An 18,232-nucleotide genomic window follows, 5' to 3' on the forward strand; every position below is an offset into this window, starting at 1 on the left:
CTCAGTCGGTCGTCATGGTGCGGTCAGGCGGCACGCGCGACACCAGTCCTCGTGACTCCAGCTCGGCCAGGAACGCGACCACGTCTGGTTCGACTTCGGCAGCAGGGATACCGAAGTCATCCGCGACGCGGGCGACGACCTGGGCGGTCGTCGGCTGGTCGTCCAGGGCCTGCCAGATGGCGTGTGCCGAACCCTCCATGACGAAGGGTCGGGCGGTCTGGGGAGTGGTCAGGTCGAGCACGACGACCCGGCCCGGTGACTGGACCACGGCAACGTCGGGTTGGCGGCGCCACACGGCGTCAGTCAAGCTCCACCAACCCCTTGGCGGCCAGTGTCCGCAGTGCCACCTCGGTGGACTCGACGGCATCGACACCCTCGGGCGCCGGGCCGAAGGTGGCCAGCAGCACGTCGACGAGGTCCGAGGCCGGGGTCCAGTCGGGGCACGAGTCGAGCAGCGTGGTGGCCAGGGCCGACAGGCGCACCACCTCCCGTCCGACCAGCACGACGGCCTCCCCGTCCCGTTCCACCCGGTCCGCCGCCGGCAGGTACCGCGCTCTCACGCCGTCCCACCCACTGGCCTGTCCACCCCTGGTTCGTCCGCAAGCAGCCCGTCCACCAGCAGCCCGTCCGCAGGCAGCCCGTCCACCAGCAGCCCGTCCACCACCCCGGTCAAGTCGGCCGACTCCCGATAGGTGATCCGATGCACACCACCGAGCGACTCACACAGCGCCGCCAGGCGCTGCAGTGGTCGTGCCATCTCGGGCAGGTGCGACGTCTGGGGCACCAGGGCGACCAGCGCGTCGAGGGTGGGCAGCGTCTCGACGATGGGCTCGCCCTCGTGGGAAGGGTCACGCTCGAGCAGGCAGAGCGCGGCAAGCCGCACGCGCCGGGTGGGTGCCACGAGGCCGACCTCACTGGGTGCGGTCTCGTTCTTGAAGAGGCTGTCCGGGGTGCGGCGGATCGACAGCGGTTTGGGATAGGGCACGACCGTCCGGTCGTCGAGCACCACGGTCGTCTCGTCGGTGACGTACCAGCGACCCGGACCCAGGGTGCTGACCAGGGTCGTCTTGCCGGTGCCGCCCGCCGCCACGAAGGCTGCGGCAGCGCCCGTCAGCGGGTCGGCGATGCAGGCAGCGTGCAGCATGAGGCACTCACCGGCGCGGGCGTCGATGGCAGACAGGGTGATCCGCTGGGTGAGCGCCTGCAACAGGTCATCGAGCTCGCGGCGGGAGACCGCGCCTCCGGCATCCGCAGCGGCCCAGGCGTCCGGGTCGCTGTCGAAGACGACGTCTGCGGTGACCTCGCCGGTCGCGCCGGGCGGAGCGGCACAGAACTCCCAGAGCCGGGGCAGCCGGTCCACGACCTCAGCGGCGCGGTCGCCGCGCACCCGCACCTCGACGTGGACACCGAAGGCGTCCACGACCTGGCGGCTGGAGGTCTCCAGTTCGACTGCGGTCACAGGCCGCACAGTAGAGCAGTCCGCACCACTGCACGGGGCAACCGCACCCCTGCAGCCACGCGCGTCGACAACGCACGTCAGGAGCAGCCGTGGAACTGACCGACTACCTCAGGGTGCTCCGGGCGTACTGGCGCGGCGTTGCCGCCTTCGTGCTGCTCGGTGTCGCGGTCGCGGCCGGGGTCAGCCTGGTCCAGCCCAAGGTCTACCAGGCCGACGCGAGCGGCTTCGTCAGCGCCGGCACCACCAACTCCGCCGGTGAGGCGTCCGTCGGGGACAGCCTGGCCAAGTCGCGAGCAGCGTCCTACGTCGACCTGGCGAGGTCGCGGGCCACCGCACAGACGGTGATCAGCGACCTCGGCCTCGACGCCGCCCCCGCCAGCCTCATCGGCGCCGTTTCGGTGTCGCAGCCCCTCGACACGGTGCTCATCAAGATCAGCGCCCGGGCCTCGACCCCTCGCTCGGCGCAGCAGCTGGCGGACGCCTGGGTCCGAGCGCTCAAGCAGCAGGTGGACCAGGTCGAGAACCCCTCCGGCTCCTCGACCCAGGCCCTGCGCATCGTCCCGATCGAGTCGGCTGCACTGCCCTCGTCGCCCGTGTCACCGAACACGACCCGCAACGTGGGCCTCGGTTTCGTCGGTGGTCTCCTCCTCGGCTTCGGGTATGCCGTGGCCCGCAGCCAGCTCGACCGCAAGCTCCGCCGGGCCGAGGACATCGAGCGCGAGTTCGGCGTCACCGTGGCGGCCGCGATCCCGGCGAGCCCCGCCATGGTCCGCAAGCGCGGTGCGCTCATCCCGCTGGTGGTCGGTCGCCCGAAGCTGAAGGACCCGGTGCACACCGCGGAGGCATTCCTCAAGCTGCGTACGAACCTGCAGTTCATGGACATCGACAACCCGCCCCGCGTCATCGTCGTCACCAGCCCCCTGCCCGGGGACGGCAAGTCGACGATCGCGGCCAACCTCGCCGCCGCGCTGTCGATGTCGGACCGGCGGGTCGTGCTCATCGACGGTGACCTGCGCCGCCCGGTCGTCGCCGAGTCCTTCGGCCTCGTCGAGGGCGCCGGGCTCACCGACGTCCTCATCGGTCGGGTCGACTTCGCGGACGTGGCTCAGCGCGTGGCGGCCCTGCCCAACCTGACCGTCCTCGCGGCCGGCGGGATCCCGCCGAACCCGAGCGAGCTGCTGGGCTCGAAGGCGATGCGCCGGCTGCTGGACTGGCTGGCCGACAGCGGACACATGGTCATCATCGACGCACCACCGCTCCTGCCCGTCACCGACGGAGCCGTGCTCACGGCGGCGGCGGACGGTGCCCTCGTCGTCGTGACTGCCGGCAGGACCCTCGACACCCAGCTGGGGGCGGCGCTCGCCAGCCTGCACGCCGTGCAGGGCCACACCTTGGGTGTGGTGCTCAACCGGATCGAGCCCAAGGCTGCGGGCAGCGGCTACTACGGCGGCTACTACGGGACCGAGAAGTCCCACAAGGGCCTGCGCAAGGCCTCGCCGGACCGCAGGGAGGAGCTCCAACCCGCACGCCAGCCCGAGGGCCGGCCCGTGCGGCTGGTCGAGGCGCTCGACCCGGTGGAGCGCGTCCAGGGAGTGCAGACCGTCCACGCGCTCGAGACCCCCCACGCGGCCGCGCCAGATCCGGCGGTCGAGGCGGCACGGGCAGCGGCCGAGGCGGTCAAGGCAGCCCAGGCGGCGCGACCCAGCAAGCCCCCGCGTGGCACGCCGCACGGCAAGCCGAGCGAGGCGGCCCCGCAGCAGCGCGCCCGGACCGCCGCAGGGGCAGGCCGCTGACGGCCGTGACCCCGGACGGACGTGGCGCCCGACGGACGGGCTGCTGATGGTCTGGCTGTGGACCGGTTGCTCAGCCGACGTCTGTCCCGCTGGACCGGACCACGAACGCGGCGAGGTCCCGGGACTGCTGGAGCCGGCTGGGTTCGTGGACGTACATCATGTGGCCGGCCTCGTAGTGACAGTGCTCGATGTTGCCGCGCAGTGACTCCGGGATCTCCAGGTGCGCCACGACGTCCTGTGCGCCGTAGTAGGGCGTGGCGCCGTCGTGGTAGCCGTAGGCGATGTGCACCTTGAGGTGGGGGTTGCCCCGCATGGCCCTCGCGAGCTGCGAGCTGACGTCGATCGGCTTGCCCTCGAACTCCTTGAACGACCACTCCGTCGACGCGAGCTCCGAGATCTGCGCGTAGGGCAGGTCGTTCTCGTAGCCGAGCTCGTCACGCACGTAGTGGTTCCACGCGGCCGCATAGGGACCGCTGATCGCGTCGTGGGACGGGTCGGCGTCCCACTTCTCGGCGTTGCCGTGCACGAGCTGCCCCGTGAACCGCGAGTCCAGCCGGCCCACCGCCAGCCCCTGGTCGCGCAGCAGCTCGGTGAAGAACCGGACGTGCTCGACCCTCAGGTTGGCGCGGTCGACGTACTCCTCGGACAGGCCGATCAACGCGGCGAGGCGGCTCACGTGCTCGGCGCGCTCGGCTGCGGTGAGGCGTGACCCCCGCGACAACGCCCACGGGTAGTCGCGCGCGGCATACTCCTCCGCCTCGGCGAGGACGGTCTTGAGGGACTTCCGCCCGTGCTTGCCGTGGTGGTGGGCGGTGGCGGCGTAGGTCGGGAGGTAGTCGACATGGGCACGGTCGTTGCGGAACTCGAAGTCGACCGTCGCGAGGTCGAGGACCGAGCTGATCAGCATGATGCCGTTGACGTAGAGGCCGTGGCGGGTCTGCAGGTGCTCGGCGAGGGCAGCGGCCCGGATGGTGCCGTAGGACTCGCCCGCGATGAACTTCGGTGACAGCCAGCGGTTGTGGCGGGTCGTCCACAGCCGGATCAGCTCGCCGACGCTCTCGATGTCGGCCTTGAAGCCGTGGTAGTCCTTGGGCTTGCCACCCTCGACGGCCCGCGAGTACCCGGTCGACACGGGGTCGATGAAGACGAGGTCCGACACCGCGAGCAGCGTCTCGGTGTTGTCCAGCAGGCCGTACGGCGGCGGCGTCGGGTTGCCCACGTCGCCGGAGTCGACCCGGCGCGGGCCGAGCAGGCCGAGGTGCAGCCACACCGAGCTGGAGCCCGGTCCGCCGTTGAACGCGAAGGTGACGGGGCGCTTGGTGCCCCGCGGCGCGTCGAGGACGTAGGAGGTGACGCTCAGCTCGGCCTTGGCCTTGTGCCCCTTGAAGACTCCGTCCTCGAAGACCTCCTCGCGCAGCACGATGCGCCCGGCTGTCGCCGTGTAGCGCAGCGTCCTGCGCCCGATCTTGAGGGTATGCCGCGTCGTCACGAGATCGTCCGTCGGCGGCACTGGCGGTGCCTCGGCGTTGGGCTTGTCGGTCGGTGACTCGCCCCGGGCCAAGGGGGAGGACTCCGCGGGTGTCGTGGGCGCGGGTGAGGTCTGGGTGGACTCGTCGGGCATGCGTCGCACCCTAGTGCGGGCCGCTGGCAGAGGTGAGGGAGAGGCTGGGTCAGCGGTCGCGGCGGGCTGCCTCGGAAGCCATCACCGTGAAGCAGTCAGGGGCACGGAAACCCTTGGCAGCGAAGGCGTCCTCCACGGCGGACTGAACGGCCGCGGCGTCGTCGGCGGACACCAGCGCGATGGCCGAACCCCCGAACCCGCCGCCGGTCATCCGGGCGCCGAGGGCACCGGCGCCGACGGCCGACTCCACTGCCGTGTCGAGCTCCGCCACCGAGATCTCGAAGTCGTCGCGCATCGAGGCGTGCGAGGCCAGGAAGAGCTTGCCCACCGCTCGGAAGTCGTTGCTCCGCAAGGCAGCCGCGGCCTCCTCGACGCGCGCGATCTCGGTGACGACGTGACGTGCGCGTCGGCGCAGCAGGTCGGAGGACAGTGCGGACAGGCGGGCCCCGAGGTCGTCGGCCGACACCTCGCGCAGGCTCGCGACGCCGAGCTCGTGGGCGGCCGCCTCGCAGGAGGTGCGCCGCTCGGCGTACTGGCCGTCGACCAGGGCGTGCTCCGCACGGGTGTCGACCACGAGCAGGGCGAGTCCGTGGGCAGACAGGTCGAACGGCACCTGCTCCGTGTGCCCGTCCCTGCAGTCGAGCAACAGGGCGTGACCGGTCCGGGCGAGCAGCGCGGCGGACTGGTCCATGCCGCCGGTCGGTGCCAGTGCGATGGTGTTCTCGGCCTCGACGCAGGCCGCTGCCAGCGTGGTCCGGCCGCCGTCCCCGGAGAGCAGACCCAGCTCGAACAGGTCGGAGGCCGCGGCCCCCACCGCGCACTCCAGGGCCGCCGAGCTGGACAGCCCCGCCCCCAGCGGCACGCGGCCGTCCACGGCCACGTCGAGGCCCGACACGGCATACCCCGCCTTGCGCAGGGCCCACGGCACCCCGGCGACGTATGCCGCCCACCCGCCCGGCACGCCGGGTGCCACGTCGGCCAGGGTCACCTCCACCAGGTCGTCGGCCTGCGCCGACACGATGCGCACCAGGTCGTCGTCGCGTCGGCGGACAGCCGCGAACGTGCGGTGCGGCAGTGCGATCGGCAGGCAGAGCCCGCCGTTGTAGTCGGTGTGCTCGCCGATCAGGTTGACCCGGCCGGGGGCGGACCACACGCCCGACGGGGCGGAGCCGAAGGTGGAGCGGAACAGGTCTGCTGCGGTATCGGCCCTCACAGGCCGACCTCGCGTGGCGCCACGTCGCGGAGCCGCGCCGCGATCTGCTCGGGAGGCACGTCGTTCACCCAGCCGCCGACGCCTGACTCCGAGCCGGCGAGGTACTTGAGCTTCTTGGGGGAGCGAAGCACCGACATCACCTGGAGGTGAAGGCGGGAGACGTCGCGCCCCTTACGGGTGGGGGCCTGGTGCCAACCAGCGATGTAGGGCAACCGGATCGGGCTGCCGTCCTTGGCGACGTAGTAGCGGTCCAGGCGCTGCAGGAGGTCGAGGTAGACCTGGGCGAGGTCGTCGCGTTCGACATCGGTGAGGGAGGGCAGGTCGGGCACGTCCCGGCGGGGGGCGAGGTGCACCTCCACCGGCCACCGCGCAGCGAAGGGCACGTAGGCCGTCCAGTGCTCGGTGTCGATCACCACTCGCTCCTTGGCGTCCAGCTCGGCCGCCAGGATGTCGGCTCCGAGGAGGCGGCCAGTGCGTGCGTGGTGGGCGGTAGCCTGTGTCAGGATTGCGGCAGATCGTTGTGGCACATAGGGATACGCGTAGATCTGGCCGTGGGGGTGGTTCAGCGTGACGCCGATCTGCTGGCCGCGGTTCTCGAAGCAGAAGACCTGCTCGATCTCGGCGACCGCACCCAGCTCCGCCGTGCGGTCCGCCCACGCGTCGATGACCGTGCGGGCGCGTTCAGGGGTGAGGTCGGCGAACGTCGACTCGTGGTCGCTGGTGAAGCAGACCACCTCGCAGCGGCCGAGCGCGGGCCGGCTCCGGAGGAGCTCGCCATCGCCATCGCCGTGGCCAGCTGGCCCCCGCCCGTCACCGGACAGCACCGAGATGGGTGAGTACGAGGGAAACCGGTTCTCGAAGACCACCACGTCGTAGGCCGACTCGGGCACCTCGGAGGGGACGCTGCCCGCCCCGCTGGGGCACAGGGGGCACTCGTCCTTCGGCGGCAGGAAGGTGCGGTTGCTGCGGTGCCCGGCCACGGCGACCCAGTCGCCGACGAGGGCGTCGTGACGGATCTCGCCCGACGCGGCCCGCTCCCCGAGCGGCCGGCTGTCCTCGGCGGTGCGCTCGGGAGCCTCGGGGGAGTCGTCGAAGTAGATGATCTCGCGCCCGTCGGCGAGCTGACGGCTGGTGCGCCGCGCTCTCATGCGTGCCTCCTCTGCGAACGCGGCGTCCTCGTCGTGGCAGGGGTGGCCAGGACCATCTCCACCCCGGCGTCGCCGACGGCCTTGCGGGCCCGCGGTGTGAGTCCCGGGTCGGTGACCAACAGGTCCACCGCGGAGAGCGGGATGATGGTGCTGAGACCGACGGTGCCCCACTTCGTGTGGTCGGCGAGGACGCAGATCCGGCGAGCCGCGTCGACGAGAGCCTGGTTGGTCTCGGCCTCTACGAGGTTGGGGGTGGTGAGGCCCGCAGAGGCGTCCATGCCGTGCACGCCGAGGAACAGCCGGTCGACGTGCAGCATGCGCAGCGCGGCGACCGCGACGGGGCCGACGAGCGCGTCCGACGGCGTGCGCACCCCGCCGGTGAGCACCACCGTCTGGCCGGGCGCGCCCGACTCGTGCAGGAGCTGCGCCACGGGGATGGAGTTCGTCACGACCGTGAGGTCGGGGATGTTGCGGACGGCGCGCGCGAACTCATAGGTCGTCGTCCCGGCGGAGATGCCAATCGCGGCGCCGGGTTCGACGAGCTGGGCCGCGGTCTGGGCGATGGCGTGCTTCTGCGCCTGCATGAGCGCGGACTTCGCGGTGAACCCGGGCTCCTCGCTGCTGCGCCGGCCCATGGCCAGGGCCCCACCGTGGACACGTTCGACCAGGCCCTCGGCCGCCAGCTGCTCGATGTCGCGGCGCACGGTCATGTCCGAGACGCCGAGCTGGTCGACGAGCTCGGACACCCGCACGGCGCCGCTGTCCTCGACGAGGCCCAGGATCGTGGCGCGGCGCTGGCTGGCGAGCACTAGTCCTCCCTGATGACGGCGACCGCACCAGCGGCCAGAGCGGTGTCCGGTCCGAACGGACGGTCGGCGACCAGGTCGTGACCGGTCACGGCGACGCGCTGTGCCCTGTCGGTGTCGTTGACGAGGAACAGCCACGAGCCATCATCGCTGGTGCGTCGGACCGCCTCGACACCGACCGGCACGTCAGCAGCAGGGACGACGCCGGCCGCGCCGACCACCGAGTCCAGCAGTGACCCGAGCCCGGAGTCGTCGAGCAGGGTGCTGAGGTACCACGCCGCTCCCGACCCGACGGCTCGGCGCGTGACCGCGGGACGACCCTCGAGAGGTCCGTCCGTGTATCTGTCGAGCACCTCGGCGTCGACGGCAGTCACGTCCTCGCTCCACCGGCGGCCGGTGCCCCCGCCGACGGACACCTCGTCGCCGTCCATGAGGGGGAAGAACTCCTCGACACGCACCCCGAGCAGGTCGCGGAACGCACCGGGGTAGCCACCGAGCCGCACGTGGTCGTTGTCGTCGCTGATGCCGGAGAAGAAGGTCACAAGCACCTGGGCGCCCGCAGCCGCCGCGGCCGCGACGGCGGCCGCGTGCTCGTCACTGACGAGGTAGAGCGTGGGGACGACGACGACCTTGTAGGCCGTGAGGTCGGCGCTGGGGTGCACGACGTCGGTGGTGACGCCGCGGTCCCGCAGCAGCCGGTGGATCGCGTGCGCGGTCGTCCCGTAGCCGAGCTCGCTCGACGGCATCGCGGGACCCGAGGCGGCCCACTGGGCCTGGTAGTCCCAGAGGATGGCGACGTCGGACTCGACCCGGGACCCGAGCACCTCGCCGAGCCGCTGGGCGACCTGGCCGAGCTCGACGACCTCGCGGAACCGGGCGCTGTCACGACCTGCGTGCGGCACGAGTGCCGAGTGGAACTTCTCGGAACCCGAGCGCGACTGACGCCACTGGAAGAACCCGAGGGTGTCGGCACCACGCGCCACGTGGGCCAGGCTGTCGCGCAGGGTCTGCCCGGGCGCCTTGGCGGGGTTGACCGGCTGCCAGTTGACCGCGCTGGTCGAGTGCTCCATGAGCATCCACGGCGCTCCGCCTGCGAGGCCGCGGGTGAGGTCGCCGCTGAAGGCCAGCTCCGCGCGGGGGTGCTCCAGCGTGTTCACGATGTAGTGGTCCGTGCTGATGACGTCCTGCTCAGCTGCCCACTGGTGGTAGTCGAGGTGGTCGAAGTGGGCCAGCGTCATGAAGTTGGTCGTGACGGGGACGCCCGGGGACAGGTCCGCGAGGATCGCCTTCTCACTGCGGTGGAAGTCGAGCAGGGTGGCGGACTGGAACCGCTTGTAGTCCAGCACGTGTGTGGGGTTGCCGAACGTCGTGGTCAGCCGAGGCGGCAGGACCTGCTGCCAGTCCGTGTAGCGCTGGCTCCAGAACGCCGTTCCCCAGGCGTCGTTCAGCCTCTCGAGGGTCTCGTGGCGGCGCTGCAGCCACAGCCGGAAGCCGGCCGCGCAGGTGTCGCAGTAGCAGGGGATGTTGTGGCAGGCGTACTCGTTCGAGACGTGCCACATCGCCAGGGCTGGGTGGTCGTGGTAGCGCTGGGCCAGCTGCGTGGTCAGGGCCAGGGCGTACTCGCGGTACACGGGCGAGCTCGGGCACCACGCCTGGCGGCTGCCCGGCCACAGCGTGTGGCCCTCGTGGTCGACGGGGAGGATCTCCGGGTGCGCGGCCGACAGCCACGGCGGAGGGGTGGCCGTCGCGGTGGCCAGGTCGACGGCGATGTCGTTGGAGTGGAGCAGGCCCATGATGTCGTCGAGCCAGGCGAAGTCGTACTCGCCCTTGGCAGGCTCGAGCCACGACCAGGAGAAGACTCCCAGGGTGACGAAGGAGACCCCCGACTCGCGCATGAGCTCCATGTCCTCGGACCAGACCTCACGCGGCCACTGCTCGGGGTTGTAGTCGCCACCCAGGGCGATCCGACGGCTCGGCCATGAACGCATGGGCGCCAGTCTGGCGCTGCGCAGGAAGCCATGTCAACAAAAATCAACATGTTGGTCCCATGGGTGTGGTGGCTTCCCGATTTGCCGCTCCAAGGGAGCGTATGCCGCGTGGTTGAGCCGATCTCGCGCTGTGTCCGTCAGATGAACCGAGTGGGCCGAAAGTCTTGACACGGGTGGACGTGGCCACCATCCTCGAGTGTTGTTGGTGGTTTTTGATCGAAACTGTGAGTTGACCGATTCGGTCACCGCCGGTGCAGCCCGTGTCAAGCCCGTGTCAAAGGAGACCCGAAATGACCCGCCCGACCTCAGAGGCCGAGTACCTCGCCAGCCTCGTTCCCGCCTCTGTCCGCGGCGTCAGCCGTCGGACTCTCCTGCGCGGCGCGCTCGGCGCCGGCACCCTCCTGGCGGCACCGTCGCTGCTCGCTGCCTGCGGTGGCGACGGAGGCACCAAGAGTGGCGGCGCCGCGACCGGCACCGTGACCGTGGGCTCCAACCAGTCCGACGCCGTGCCGAAGGCAGCGATCCAGGCAGTGATGGACGCCTTCCAGAAGGCGAACGCAGGCCTGACCGCCAAGGTCAACACGATCGACCACAACTCCTTCCAGGAGAACATCAACAACTACCTCCAGGGCTCGCCCGACGACGTCTGGATGTGGTTCGCGGGCTACCGCATGCGGTTCTTCGCCTCGAAGGGGCTGGCCGGTGACGTCACCGACGTCTGGAAGGACCTGTCTGGGGCCGGGATGTCCGACGCGCTCAAGAAGTCCTCGACGGGTGACGACGGCAAGCAGTACTTCGTCCCCTCGACGTACTACCCGTGGGCGATGTTCTACCGCAAGAGCGTGTTCCAGCAGCACGGCTACCAGGAGCCCAAGACCCTCGACGAGTTCAAGGCCCTCGGTGCACAGATGAAGAAGGACGGCCTCGTTCCGATCGCCTTCGGCGACAAGGACGGCTGGCCGGCCATGGGCACCTTCGACCAGCTGAACCTGCGGGTCAACGGCTACCAGTTCCACGTCGACCTGATGGCCGGCAAGGAGGCCTGGAACAGCCAGAAGGTGAAGACCGTGTTCGACACCTGGGCAGGCCTGCTCGACATGCACCAGCCCGACTCGCTCGGGCGCACCTGGCAGGAGGCCGCCCAGGCCCTCCAGCAGAAGAAGGCCGGCACCTACCTGCTCGGCTCCTTCGTCGCGCAACAGTTCGGCAAGGGGGCGGAGCAGGAGGACCTCACCTTCTTCAACTTCCCCGAGATCGACTCCACCATCGGCGCGGACGCCATCGAGGCGCCCATCGACGGCTACATGATGGCCAAGCGTCCGAAGAACGAGGCCGGCGCCAAGAAGCTCCTCGGCTACGTGGGCTCCGCCGCGGCGCAGAACATCGTCGTCAAGGCCGACCCGAGCGTGATCGCGACGAACGACCAGGCGGACAAGGCGGCATACACCTCGCTGCAGAAGAAGTCGGTCGAGTTCGTCTCGCAGGCCAAGTCGATCGCCCAGTTCATGGACCGCGACACCCGCCCCGACTTCGCCTCCACGGTGATGATCCCCGCCATCCAGTCCTTCCTCAAGAACCCCAAGGACATCGACGGCCTGGTCAACAACATCGAGAAGCAGAAGCAGAGCATCTTCGCGAGCTGACGCGAAGACGCCGACGCAACCGAGGAGCACCCGTGGCCAGACGTTCGAAATACAAGGGAATCGACCACCTCAGCCCGGTCGACCGGGTCGTCGTGTCCCTGATGATCGGGGTGCCGACGCTGTTGGTGCTCTGGCTCGTCGTGGTGCCGGCGATCGGGTCGGTCCTGCTCTCCTTCACCAACTGGGACGGGATCGGCCCGATCACCTCGGCCAAGTCCGTGGGGCTGAGGAACTACAAGGACGTGCTCACGATCTACCCGCCGTTCGTCCCGGCGTTGCAGCACAACCTGATCTGGCTCGCCGTGATGTTCCTCATCGCCACGCCCATCGGGATGTTCCTGGCCGTGCTGCTGGATCGTGAGGTGCGGGGGTCGCGGGTCTACCAGACCGCGATCTACCTGCCGGTGGTGCTGTCCCTCGCGCTGGTCGGCTTCATCTGGCAGCTGATCTACAGCCGGGACCAGGGCTTCATCAACCAGATCACCGGTGGCAGCATCGACTGGTACGGCGACCAGCGGTACAACCTCTGGGCGGCCCTGATCGCCTCCAGCTGGCGACATGTCGGTTACATCATGCTGCTCTACCTGGCGGGGCTGAAGGGCGTCGACCCGACGCTGCGCGAGGCAGCCAAGGTGGACGGCGCCACCGAGCGCACCACGTTCTTCAAGGTGGTCTTCCCGGTGATGTTCCCGATCAACATCATCGTGCTCGTCGTCACCGTGATCGAGTCCCTGCGCGCGTTCGACCTCGTGTGGGTCATCAACAAGGGGCGCAACGGCCTCGAGCTGATCTCGACGCTCGTCACGTCCAACATCGTCGGTGAGGCCAGCCGCATCGGCTTCGGCTCGGCGCTGGCCACCTTCATGCTCATCATCTCCTCGATCTTCATCGTCCTGTACCTACGCATCGTCATGAGGGAGCAGCGATGAGCGACGTCGTCGATGTCACCGTGCCGAGAAGCGCCAACCCGCTCTCCAGCAAGCGTCCGCAGGGTGTCGGCACGAAGAAGGGCAACCGGGTCATCCAGGTGTTCCTGGCCGTCGTGGCGCTGGTCTGGATCTTCCCCGTCGGCTACGCGGTGCTGAACAGCTTCCGGGACTACGCCTACACCGCGAAGCACGGCTACCTGTCCTTCGGCGGATTCACGCTCGCCAACTACAAGAACGCCTGGGAGCAGGCGAACTTCTCCCACACGATGCTGAACTCGGCCTACATCACCGTGCCGGCGGTGCTGCTGACCTTGTTCCTCTCGTGCTGCGTGGCCTTCGTCGTCGCGAGGTTCTCGTTCAAGTTCAACCTCGCGCTGCTCGGACTGTTCACCGCGGCGAACCTGCTGCCGCCGCAGGCCCTGCTCATCCCCGTCTACCGGATGTTCCGCGCCATCGAGGTGCCGTTCTGGTTCAGCGAGTCGGGCACCCTGCTCAACTCCTACTGGGGGCTGATCCTCGTCAACGTGGCCTTCCAGACCGGCTTCTGCACGTTCGTCCTGTCCAACTACATGAAGACCCTTCCCCGCGAGCTCTACGAGTCCGCGGTGGTCGACGGTGCCGGCGTGCTGCGCCAGTTCTTCCAGCTCACGCTGCCGCTGTGCCGGCCCCCTCTCGCCGCCCTCGCGACCCTCGAGGTCACCTGGATCTACAACGAGTTCTTCTGGGCGACCGTGCTCCTGCAGTCCGGTGACAAGTTCCCGGTGACGAGCTCGATCAACAACCTCCGCGGTCAGTTCTTCACCGACAACAACCTCGTCGCCGCCGGCTCGGTCGTCATAGCCTTGCCGACCCTGATCATCTTCTTCCTGCTCCAGAAGCAGTTCGTCGCAGGCCTGACGCTGGGAGCCACCAAGGGATGACCTCGCAGACCGCAGTCCTCCGGTCCGCCGGCACGTGCCTGGTCTACGAGATCCCCGACGAGGGTCTGCCCAGCGTGATCCACTGGGGCGCCGACCTGCCCGACGGTGTCGCCGCCGAGCTCGCCGGGATCGTGCGCGGGCCCGTGCCACACAACGCCCTCGACGAGCCGTGGCCACTGACCGTCCTACCCACCTCAGGCGACGGCTGGCTGGGCACCCCCGGGTATGCCGCGCACCGCGCCGGCGGGGCTGCCGCTCCCCGCTGGGTGGTGACCACGGAGCAGGACGACGACCTTTCCCTCGTCATGACGGCTCGCGACGGCGCCACCGAGGTGCGGCTGCGGCACACCCTCGACGCCCACGGCGTCCTGCGCGTCTCGCAGTCGGTCACCAACCGTCSTGATGGGGACGCCGCCGAGCTGTCCCTGGACGTGGGTGCCCTCCGTGCCCTGCTGCCTCTGCCTTCGAGGGCCACAGAGGTCCTCGACCTCACCGGCCGCTGGTGCCGCGAGCGGGCTCCGCAGCGGTCCAGGCTGCAGGACGGCACCCACCTGAGGGCCTCGGGGGGGGGGCGCCCCCGAGCACCTCACGGAGCGCCTGCCCGAGGGCGCGGGAGTGCACGCCTCCGTCCTCGGCGGAGGCGAGCTGCTCGAGCCCGGTGAGGTGCGGCTGGCGCCGGGGGAGACGTACACGGCTCCGGAGGTCGTGTTCGTCCACGCCCTCGACGGTCTCGACGGCTTGTCGCGGCGGTTGCACCGCAGCCAGCGGGAGACGGCGACCCACAGCAACGAGCCACGCCCCCTCGTCCTGAACACCTGGGAGGCCGTCTACTTCGACCACGACCTCGAGCGCCTCACGGGACTGGCGGACACCGCGGCGCAGATCGGGGTGGAGCGGTTCGTCCTGGACGACGGGTGGTTCGGCAGCAGGCGGGACGACCACAGCGGGCTGGGGGACTGGGTGGTCTCCGAGCAGATGTGGCCACAGGGGCTGCAGCCCCTCGTCGAGCACGTCAAGGGACTCGGCATGGAGTTCGGGCTGTGGTTCGAGCCCGAGATGGTCAACCTCGACTCCGACCTGGTGCGCGGCCACCCCGACTGGGTGCTCGGCCCCCGGGCGGGCCATCCACGGCCGTCACGCGACCAGCACGTGCTCGACCTCGCAAACCCGCAGGCTGCCGCCCACGTCGAGGGCCAGATCAGCGCGTTGGTGACCGAGCTCGGCATCGACTTCATCAAGTGGGACCACAACCGCGACCTGCACGAGGCCGTGCGGAGTGACGCCAGCGGCGTCGACCGCCCTGCCGTCCACGCGCAGACGCGGGCGTTCTACGACCTGCTCGACCGGCTGCGTGCCGCCCACCCGGACCTCGAGATCGAGTCCTGCTCCAGCGGTGGTGCCCGCGTCGACCTGGGGGTCCTGGCCCGCACCGACCGGGTGTGGACCAGTGACTGCAACGACGCGCTGGAGCGCACGGCGATCCAGCGATGGACGTCGCTGCTCGTCCCCGCCGAGCTCATGGGGACGCACGTCGGGCCGGCGACCGCACACACGACCCACCGCACGCTGGACCTGTCCTTCCGGATGCTGGTCGCACTCCAGGGCCATGCCGGACTCGAGTGGGACATCACCACGTGCACTCCCGAGGAGCTCGACGCCCTGTCCGCCTGGTCCGGGCTCTACCGCGAGCTGCGACCCCTGTTGCACACGGGGGACCTCGTTCGGGCAGACCTGCCCGAGGAGTCGGGACTGCTCGTGACCGGCACCGTCGCCGCAGGAGGTGAGGCGGCGGCATACATGGTCCTGCGGACCCACAGCGGGCCGTCGGTGGCACCCGGGCTGGTCGCCCTGCCCGGGCTCGACCCGACCCGCACCTACACCGTGCGGGTGCGGCAGGAGGCGGGCCTGCCCGCCGTGACGCAGGCCGGGGGCCCCCAGTGGTGGGAGGCAGGGCTTTCCGACGGCGTCCGCGTCAGCGGCGCGGCGCTGGGCGACGTCGGCCTCGCCCTGCCGGTGCTGTCCCCCGCCCAAGGTTTCCTCCTGCACCTGACCTGACAGAATGGCGCGCATGCCTGAAACGTCCGCGCCCGCCGTGCTGCCCCGGATCCTGTCCGGGATGCAGCCGACCAGCGACTCCCTGCACCTCGGCAACTACCTCGGGGCACTGGTCAACTGGGTCACGCTGCAGGACGACTTCGACGCCTTCTACTTCGTGGCCGACCTGCACGCGCTGACCGTGCCCACCGACCCCGAGGTGCTGCGCCAGCGCACGCGGGCGACGGCTGCGCAGTTCATCGCCGGTGGCGTCGACCCCAAGCGGTCGGCCGTGTTCTGCCAGAGCCACATCACCGAGCACGCCGAGCTCGGCTGGGTGATGAACTGCCTCACCGCGGACGGCGAGGCGCGCCGGATGACCCAGTTCAAGGACAAGGTCGCCAAGGGCCAGAACGCCAACGTCGGGCTGCTCACGTACCCGATGCTGATGGCCGCCGACATCCTCATGTACGACGCGGCCTACGTGCCGGTCGGGGAGGACCAGCGCCAGCACCTCGAGATCACCCGCGACCTCGCGGAGCGCTTCAACACCCGCTTCGGCGAGACCCTCGTGGTGCCTGACCCCTACATCGTCAAGGGCGCCGCCAAGATCATGGACCTGCAGGAGCCCACGGCCAAGATGAGCAAGACGGGGTCCTCGCCCAAGGGCCTCATCGACCTCATGCAGGACCCGGGCAAGATCGCCAAGAACATCCGTTCGGCCGTCACCGACACCGATGGCGAGGTGCGCTACGACCCGGACGCCAAACCCGGTGTGTCCAACCTGCTCGTCATCCACTCAGTGCTCTCGGGCACCTCGATCGAGGACCTCACGGCCTCGTTCGCGGGGCGCGGCTACGGCGACCTCAAGAAGGAGGTCGCCGACGTGGTGGTCGACCGCCTGACGCCCTTCCAGACGCGGATGGCCGAGCTGCTGGCCGACCCGGCCGAGCTGGACCGCATCCTGGCCGACGGAGCCGATCGGGCCCGCGAGGTGGCCCAGGCCACGATGGCTCGGGTGCGCGCGGCCGTGGGGCTGCTACCCAGTGCTCGCTGAGAGCGTTCGGTAGGGTCGCCGTCGTGCCCACCATCGGTGTGTCCATCGCCATCCCCTCCCCGCATGCGGAGATGCTCCAGGGCAAGCGGGCCTCCTTCGGGGACCCCCTCGCCGAGTCCATCCCCACGCACGTGACGCTCCTGCCACCCACCGAGGTGGAGGGCGAGGACCTGTCGACGGTGGTGGAGCACCTGGAAGCCGTTGCCACCCAGGGGCGTTCGTTCCACATGGTGTTGCGTGGCACCGGCACCTTCCGGCCGATCTCACCGGTCGTCTTCGTCCAGGTCTCCGGAGGGCTCGCCGACTGCGAGCTGCTGGAGAAGGAAGTGCGGCGCGGGCCGCTCAAGCGCAAGCTCGACTTCTACTACCACCCTCACGTGACGGTCGCCCACCACGTCTCCGAGGACAACCTCGACCGGGCCTTCGCCGAGCTGGCGGACTTCGAGTGCACCTTCGACGTCGACGAGTTCCACCTCTACGAGCACGGCGCCGACGGCGTCTGGCGACCGGTGCGGTCGTTCGCCCTGAACGGACGCTGACGTGCGGACGCTCAAGGCCTGGTGGGCCCGGTTCCAGACAACCCACGTCTGGCGTGCCTGGAAGCGGTACGGCGACCACCGCGGCAACCTGCTCGCGGGTGGCGTGGGGTACTTCGCCTTCTTCTCGATCTTCCCCGCGGTGCTGCTGGCCTTCACCGTCTTCGGCATCGTGCTGCGGAGCCAGCCGCAGCTGCTCGACGACACCAAGAACGCCATCAACGACCTGCTCCCCGGCTTCGTCAAGACCGATGCGCAGCCCGACGGCATCATCGACGTCAACGTGCCCACCGGCGCGACCCTGTCTATCCAGGGCATCGTCTCGGTGGTCGGCCTCGTCCTGGCAGGGACCGGATGGCTCAGCGCGCTGCGCGACGGGATCCGGGCGATCTTCGGGGTGGAGGGAGGCTCAGGCAACCCCGTCCTCGCCAAGCTGCGCGACATCGGGGTCCTGGTCCTGCTCGGCGTCGGCATCCTGCTCTCCGCCGGGGTCGGGGCGATCGCCGGTGCTGCCGCGACCTGGGTTGCGGACCTCATCGGGCTGGGGGGTCAGGGCTGGGTGCTCACCGTGGTCGCGTTCGTCGTGGGGATCGCGCTCGACGGGGGCCTCGTGGCGATCATGCTGCGCCTCCTGTCGGGCATCCGACTCCCGTGGCGGGCCCTGCGCGACGGCGCCGTCTTCGGCGGGATCGGCCTGACCGTGCTCAAGAAGTTCGGCTCCGTGCTGCTCGCGAGCACGACCAGCAACAAGCTCTACCTCGGGTTCGCCCTCGTGGCGGGCCTGCTCGTGTGGCTGAACCTCATGTCGCGGGTCATCCTCATCTCCGCGGCCTGGGCAGCCAACGACCTCGACACCGTCGGGGGCGACGGCCTCAGCCAGGGTCAGGCGGCCAAGCTCGCCGAAGGGCCCGCCCCGGAGCCGGTGGACAGCATCCGCGAGCGCACCGACGCCGGTCTGCCGACCTTCGGCCAGCGTGCCGCGGACCGGACCAGTGTGGCGGCCGGTGCCGTGCTGGGTGCGGTCGGTGCGGTGGCGCTGGGAACTCTGGGGCGCGGCATACGGAGCCTGGTTCGCCGGAGGTGAA

The 18,232-nt window shown here is 70.0% G+C and carries 17 protein-coding genes; 9 read left to right on the forward strand and 8 right to left on the reverse strand.

Annotated elements, in window-relative coordinates; genetic code table 11:
• Position 1: 1 nt before the first annotated feature.
• The 3 genes from AC1DWR_RS18640 to AC1DWR_RS18650 are packed head-to-tail and all read right to left on the reverse strand — an operon-like array spanning position 2 to position 1,459.
• Positions 2-307, reverse strand: a complete 306-nt coding sequence (locus tag AC1DWR_RS18640) for a PqqD family protein (RefSeq protein WP_477614860.1) — start codon at positions 305-307, stop codon at positions 2-4.
• On the reverse strand, positions 300-560 hold the full coding sequence (locus AC1DWR_RS18645; RefSeq protein WP_477614861.1) for a hypothetical protein: 261 nt from the start codon (positions 558-560) through the stop codon (positions 300-302). The genes AC1DWR_RS18640 and AC1DWR_RS18645 overlap by 8 nt, the downstream gene beginning before the upstream one ends.
• Positions 557-1,459 carry a hypothetical protein gene (locus tag AC1DWR_RS18650; RefSeq protein WP_477624941.1) on the reverse strand — a complete coding sequence of 301 codons (903 nt, stop codon included), beginning with the start codon at positions 1,457-1,459 and terminating at the stop codon, positions 557-559. The genes AC1DWR_RS18645 and AC1DWR_RS18650 overlap by 4 nt, the downstream gene beginning before the upstream one ends.
• Positions 1,460-1,548: 89 nt before the next feature.
• Between AC1DWR_RS18650 and AC1DWR_RS18655 the strand changes: the two genes are divergently transcribed.
• A complete protein-coding gene (locus AC1DWR_RS18655) occupies positions 1,549-3,252 on the forward strand; it encodes a tyrosine-protein kinase domain-containing protein (RefSeq protein WP_477624942.1) in 1,704 nt (567 codons plus the stop codon).
• 70 nt (positions 3,253-3,322) lie between these two features.
• Here the strand turns inward: AC1DWR_RS18655 and AC1DWR_RS18660 are convergent, their stop codons facing one another.
• Genes AC1DWR_RS18660 through AC1DWR_RS18680 form a run of 5 tightly spaced genes read right to left on the reverse strand, consistent with a single transcriptional unit; the run spans position 3,323 to position 10,028 of the window.
• Positions 3,323-4,873: a S10 family peptidase gene (locus AC1DWR_RS18660; protein WP_477624943.1), complete on the reverse strand. Its 1,551-nt coding sequence runs from the start codon at positions 4,871-4,873 to the stop codon at positions 3,323-3,325.
• 49 nt (positions 4,874-4,922) lie between these two features.
• The gene (gene galK / locus AC1DWR_RS18665; RefSeq protein WP_477624944.1) at positions 4,923-6,086 is read right to left on the reverse strand and encodes a galactokinase; all 1,164 of its coding nucleotides are present in this window, start codon (positions 6,084-6,086) and stop codon (positions 4,923-4,925) included.
• Positions 6,083-7,234 carry a galactose-1-phosphate uridylyltransferase gene (gene galT, locus AC1DWR_RS18670; RefSeq protein WP_477624945.1) on the reverse strand — a complete coding sequence of 384 codons (1,152 nt, stop codon included), beginning with the start codon at positions 7,232-7,234 and terminating at the stop codon, positions 6,083-6,085. Before galT ends, galK begins: the two co-directional genes overlap by 4 nt.
• Positions 7,231-8,043, reverse strand: coding sequence for a DeoR/GlpR family DNA-binding transcription regulator (locus tag AC1DWR_RS18675; protein WP_477614867.1), 813 nt, complete (start codon positions 8,041-8,043; stop codon positions 7,231-7,233). The genes galT and AC1DWR_RS18675 overlap by 4 nt, the downstream gene beginning before the upstream one ends.
• Positions 8,043-10,028: a beta-galactosidase gene (locus AC1DWR_RS18680; RefSeq protein WP_477624946.1), complete on the reverse strand. Its 1,986-nt coding sequence runs from the start codon at positions 10,026-10,028 to the stop codon at positions 8,043-8,045. The genes AC1DWR_RS18675 and AC1DWR_RS18680 overlap by 1 nt, the downstream gene beginning before the upstream one ends.
• A 290-nt stretch (positions 10,029-10,318) precedes the next feature.
• On the opposite strand from AC1DWR_RS18680, the gene AC1DWR_RS18685 reads away from it, so the two are divergent.
• Genes AC1DWR_RS18685 through AC1DWR_RS18720 form a run of 8 tightly spaced genes read left to right on the forward strand, consistent with a single transcriptional unit; the run spans position 10,319 to position 18,231 of the window.
• A complete protein-coding gene (locus tag AC1DWR_RS18685; protein ID WP_477624947.1) occupies positions 10,319-11,671 on the forward strand; it encodes an ABC transporter substrate-binding protein in 1,353 nt (450 codons plus the stop codon).
• Positions 11,672-11,703: 32 nt separating this feature from the next.
• Positions 11,704-12,600, forward strand: a complete 897-nt coding sequence (locus AC1DWR_RS18690) for a carbohydrate ABC transporter permease (protein ID WP_477614870.1) — start codon at positions 11,704-11,706, stop codon at positions 12,598-12,600.
• On the forward strand, positions 12,597-13,520 hold the full coding sequence (locus AC1DWR_RS18695) for a carbohydrate ABC transporter permease (protein WP_477614871.1): 924 nt from the start codon (positions 12,597-12,599) through the stop codon (positions 13,518-13,520). Before AC1DWR_RS18690 ends, AC1DWR_RS18695 begins: the two co-directional genes overlap by 4 nt.
• Positions 13,517-14,182, forward strand: coding sequence for a glycoside hydrolase family 36 N-terminal domain-containing protein (locus tag AC1DWR_RS18700; protein ID WP_477624948.1), 666 nt, complete (start codon positions 13,517-13,519; stop codon positions 14,180-14,182). The genes AC1DWR_RS18695 and AC1DWR_RS18700 overlap by 4 nt, the downstream gene beginning before the upstream one ends.
• A complete protein-coding gene (locus AC1DWR_RS18705; protein ID WP_477624949.1) occupies positions 14,136-15,575 on the forward strand; it encodes an alpha-galactosidase in 1,440 nt (479 codons plus the stop codon). Before AC1DWR_RS18700 ends, AC1DWR_RS18705 begins: the two co-directional genes overlap by 47 nt.
• 13 nt (positions 15,576-15,588) lie before the next feature.
• A complete protein-coding gene (gene trpS, locus AC1DWR_RS18710; RefSeq protein ID WP_477614873.1) occupies positions 15,589-16,611 on the forward strand; it encodes a tryptophan--tRNA ligase in 1,023 nt (340 codons plus the stop codon).
• 23 nt (positions 16,612-16,634) lie between these two features.
• Positions 16,635-17,150 (forward strand): 2'-5' RNA ligase family protein, encoded by a 516-nt coding sequence (locus tag AC1DWR_RS18715; protein WP_477614874.1) that lies wholly within the window; start codon positions 16,635-16,637, stop codon positions 17,148-17,150.
• A 1-nt stretch (position 17,151) separates the two neighbouring features.
• On the forward strand, positions 17,152-18,231 hold the full coding sequence (locus tag AC1DWR_RS18720; protein ID WP_477624950.1) for a YihY/virulence factor BrkB family protein: 1,080 nt from the start codon (positions 17,152-17,154) through the stop codon (positions 18,229-18,231).
• Position 18,232: the final 1 nt, after the last annotated feature.

The organism is Pedococcus sp. P2_E2 (genome assembly GCF_056403955.1).

Coding starts and splice junctions, on each gene's coding strand:
- AC1DWR_RS18660 (WP_477624943.1), bottom strand. CDS start 4,873: ATGCCCGACGAGTCCACCCAGACCTCACCCGCGCCCACGACACCCGCG.
- galT (WP_477624945.1), bottom strand. CDS start 7,234: ATGAGAGCGCGGCGCACCAGCCGTCAGCTCGCCGACGGGCGCGAGATC.
- AC1DWR_RS18680 (WP_477624946.1), bottom strand. CDS start 10,028: ATGCGTTCATGGCCGAGCCGTCGGATCGCCCTGGGTGGCGACTACAAC.
- AC1DWR_RS18685 (WP_477624947.1), top strand. CDS start 10,319: ATGACCCGCCCGACCTCAGAGGCCGAGTACCTCGCCAGCCTCGTTCCC.
- AC1DWR_RS18695 (WP_477614871.1), top strand. CDS start 12,597: ATGAGCGACGTCGTCGATGTCACCGTGCCGAGAAGCGCCAACCCGCTC.
- trpS (WP_477614873.1), top strand. CDS start 15,589: ATGCCTGAAACGTCCGCGCCCGCCGTGCTGCCCCGGATCCTGTCCGGG.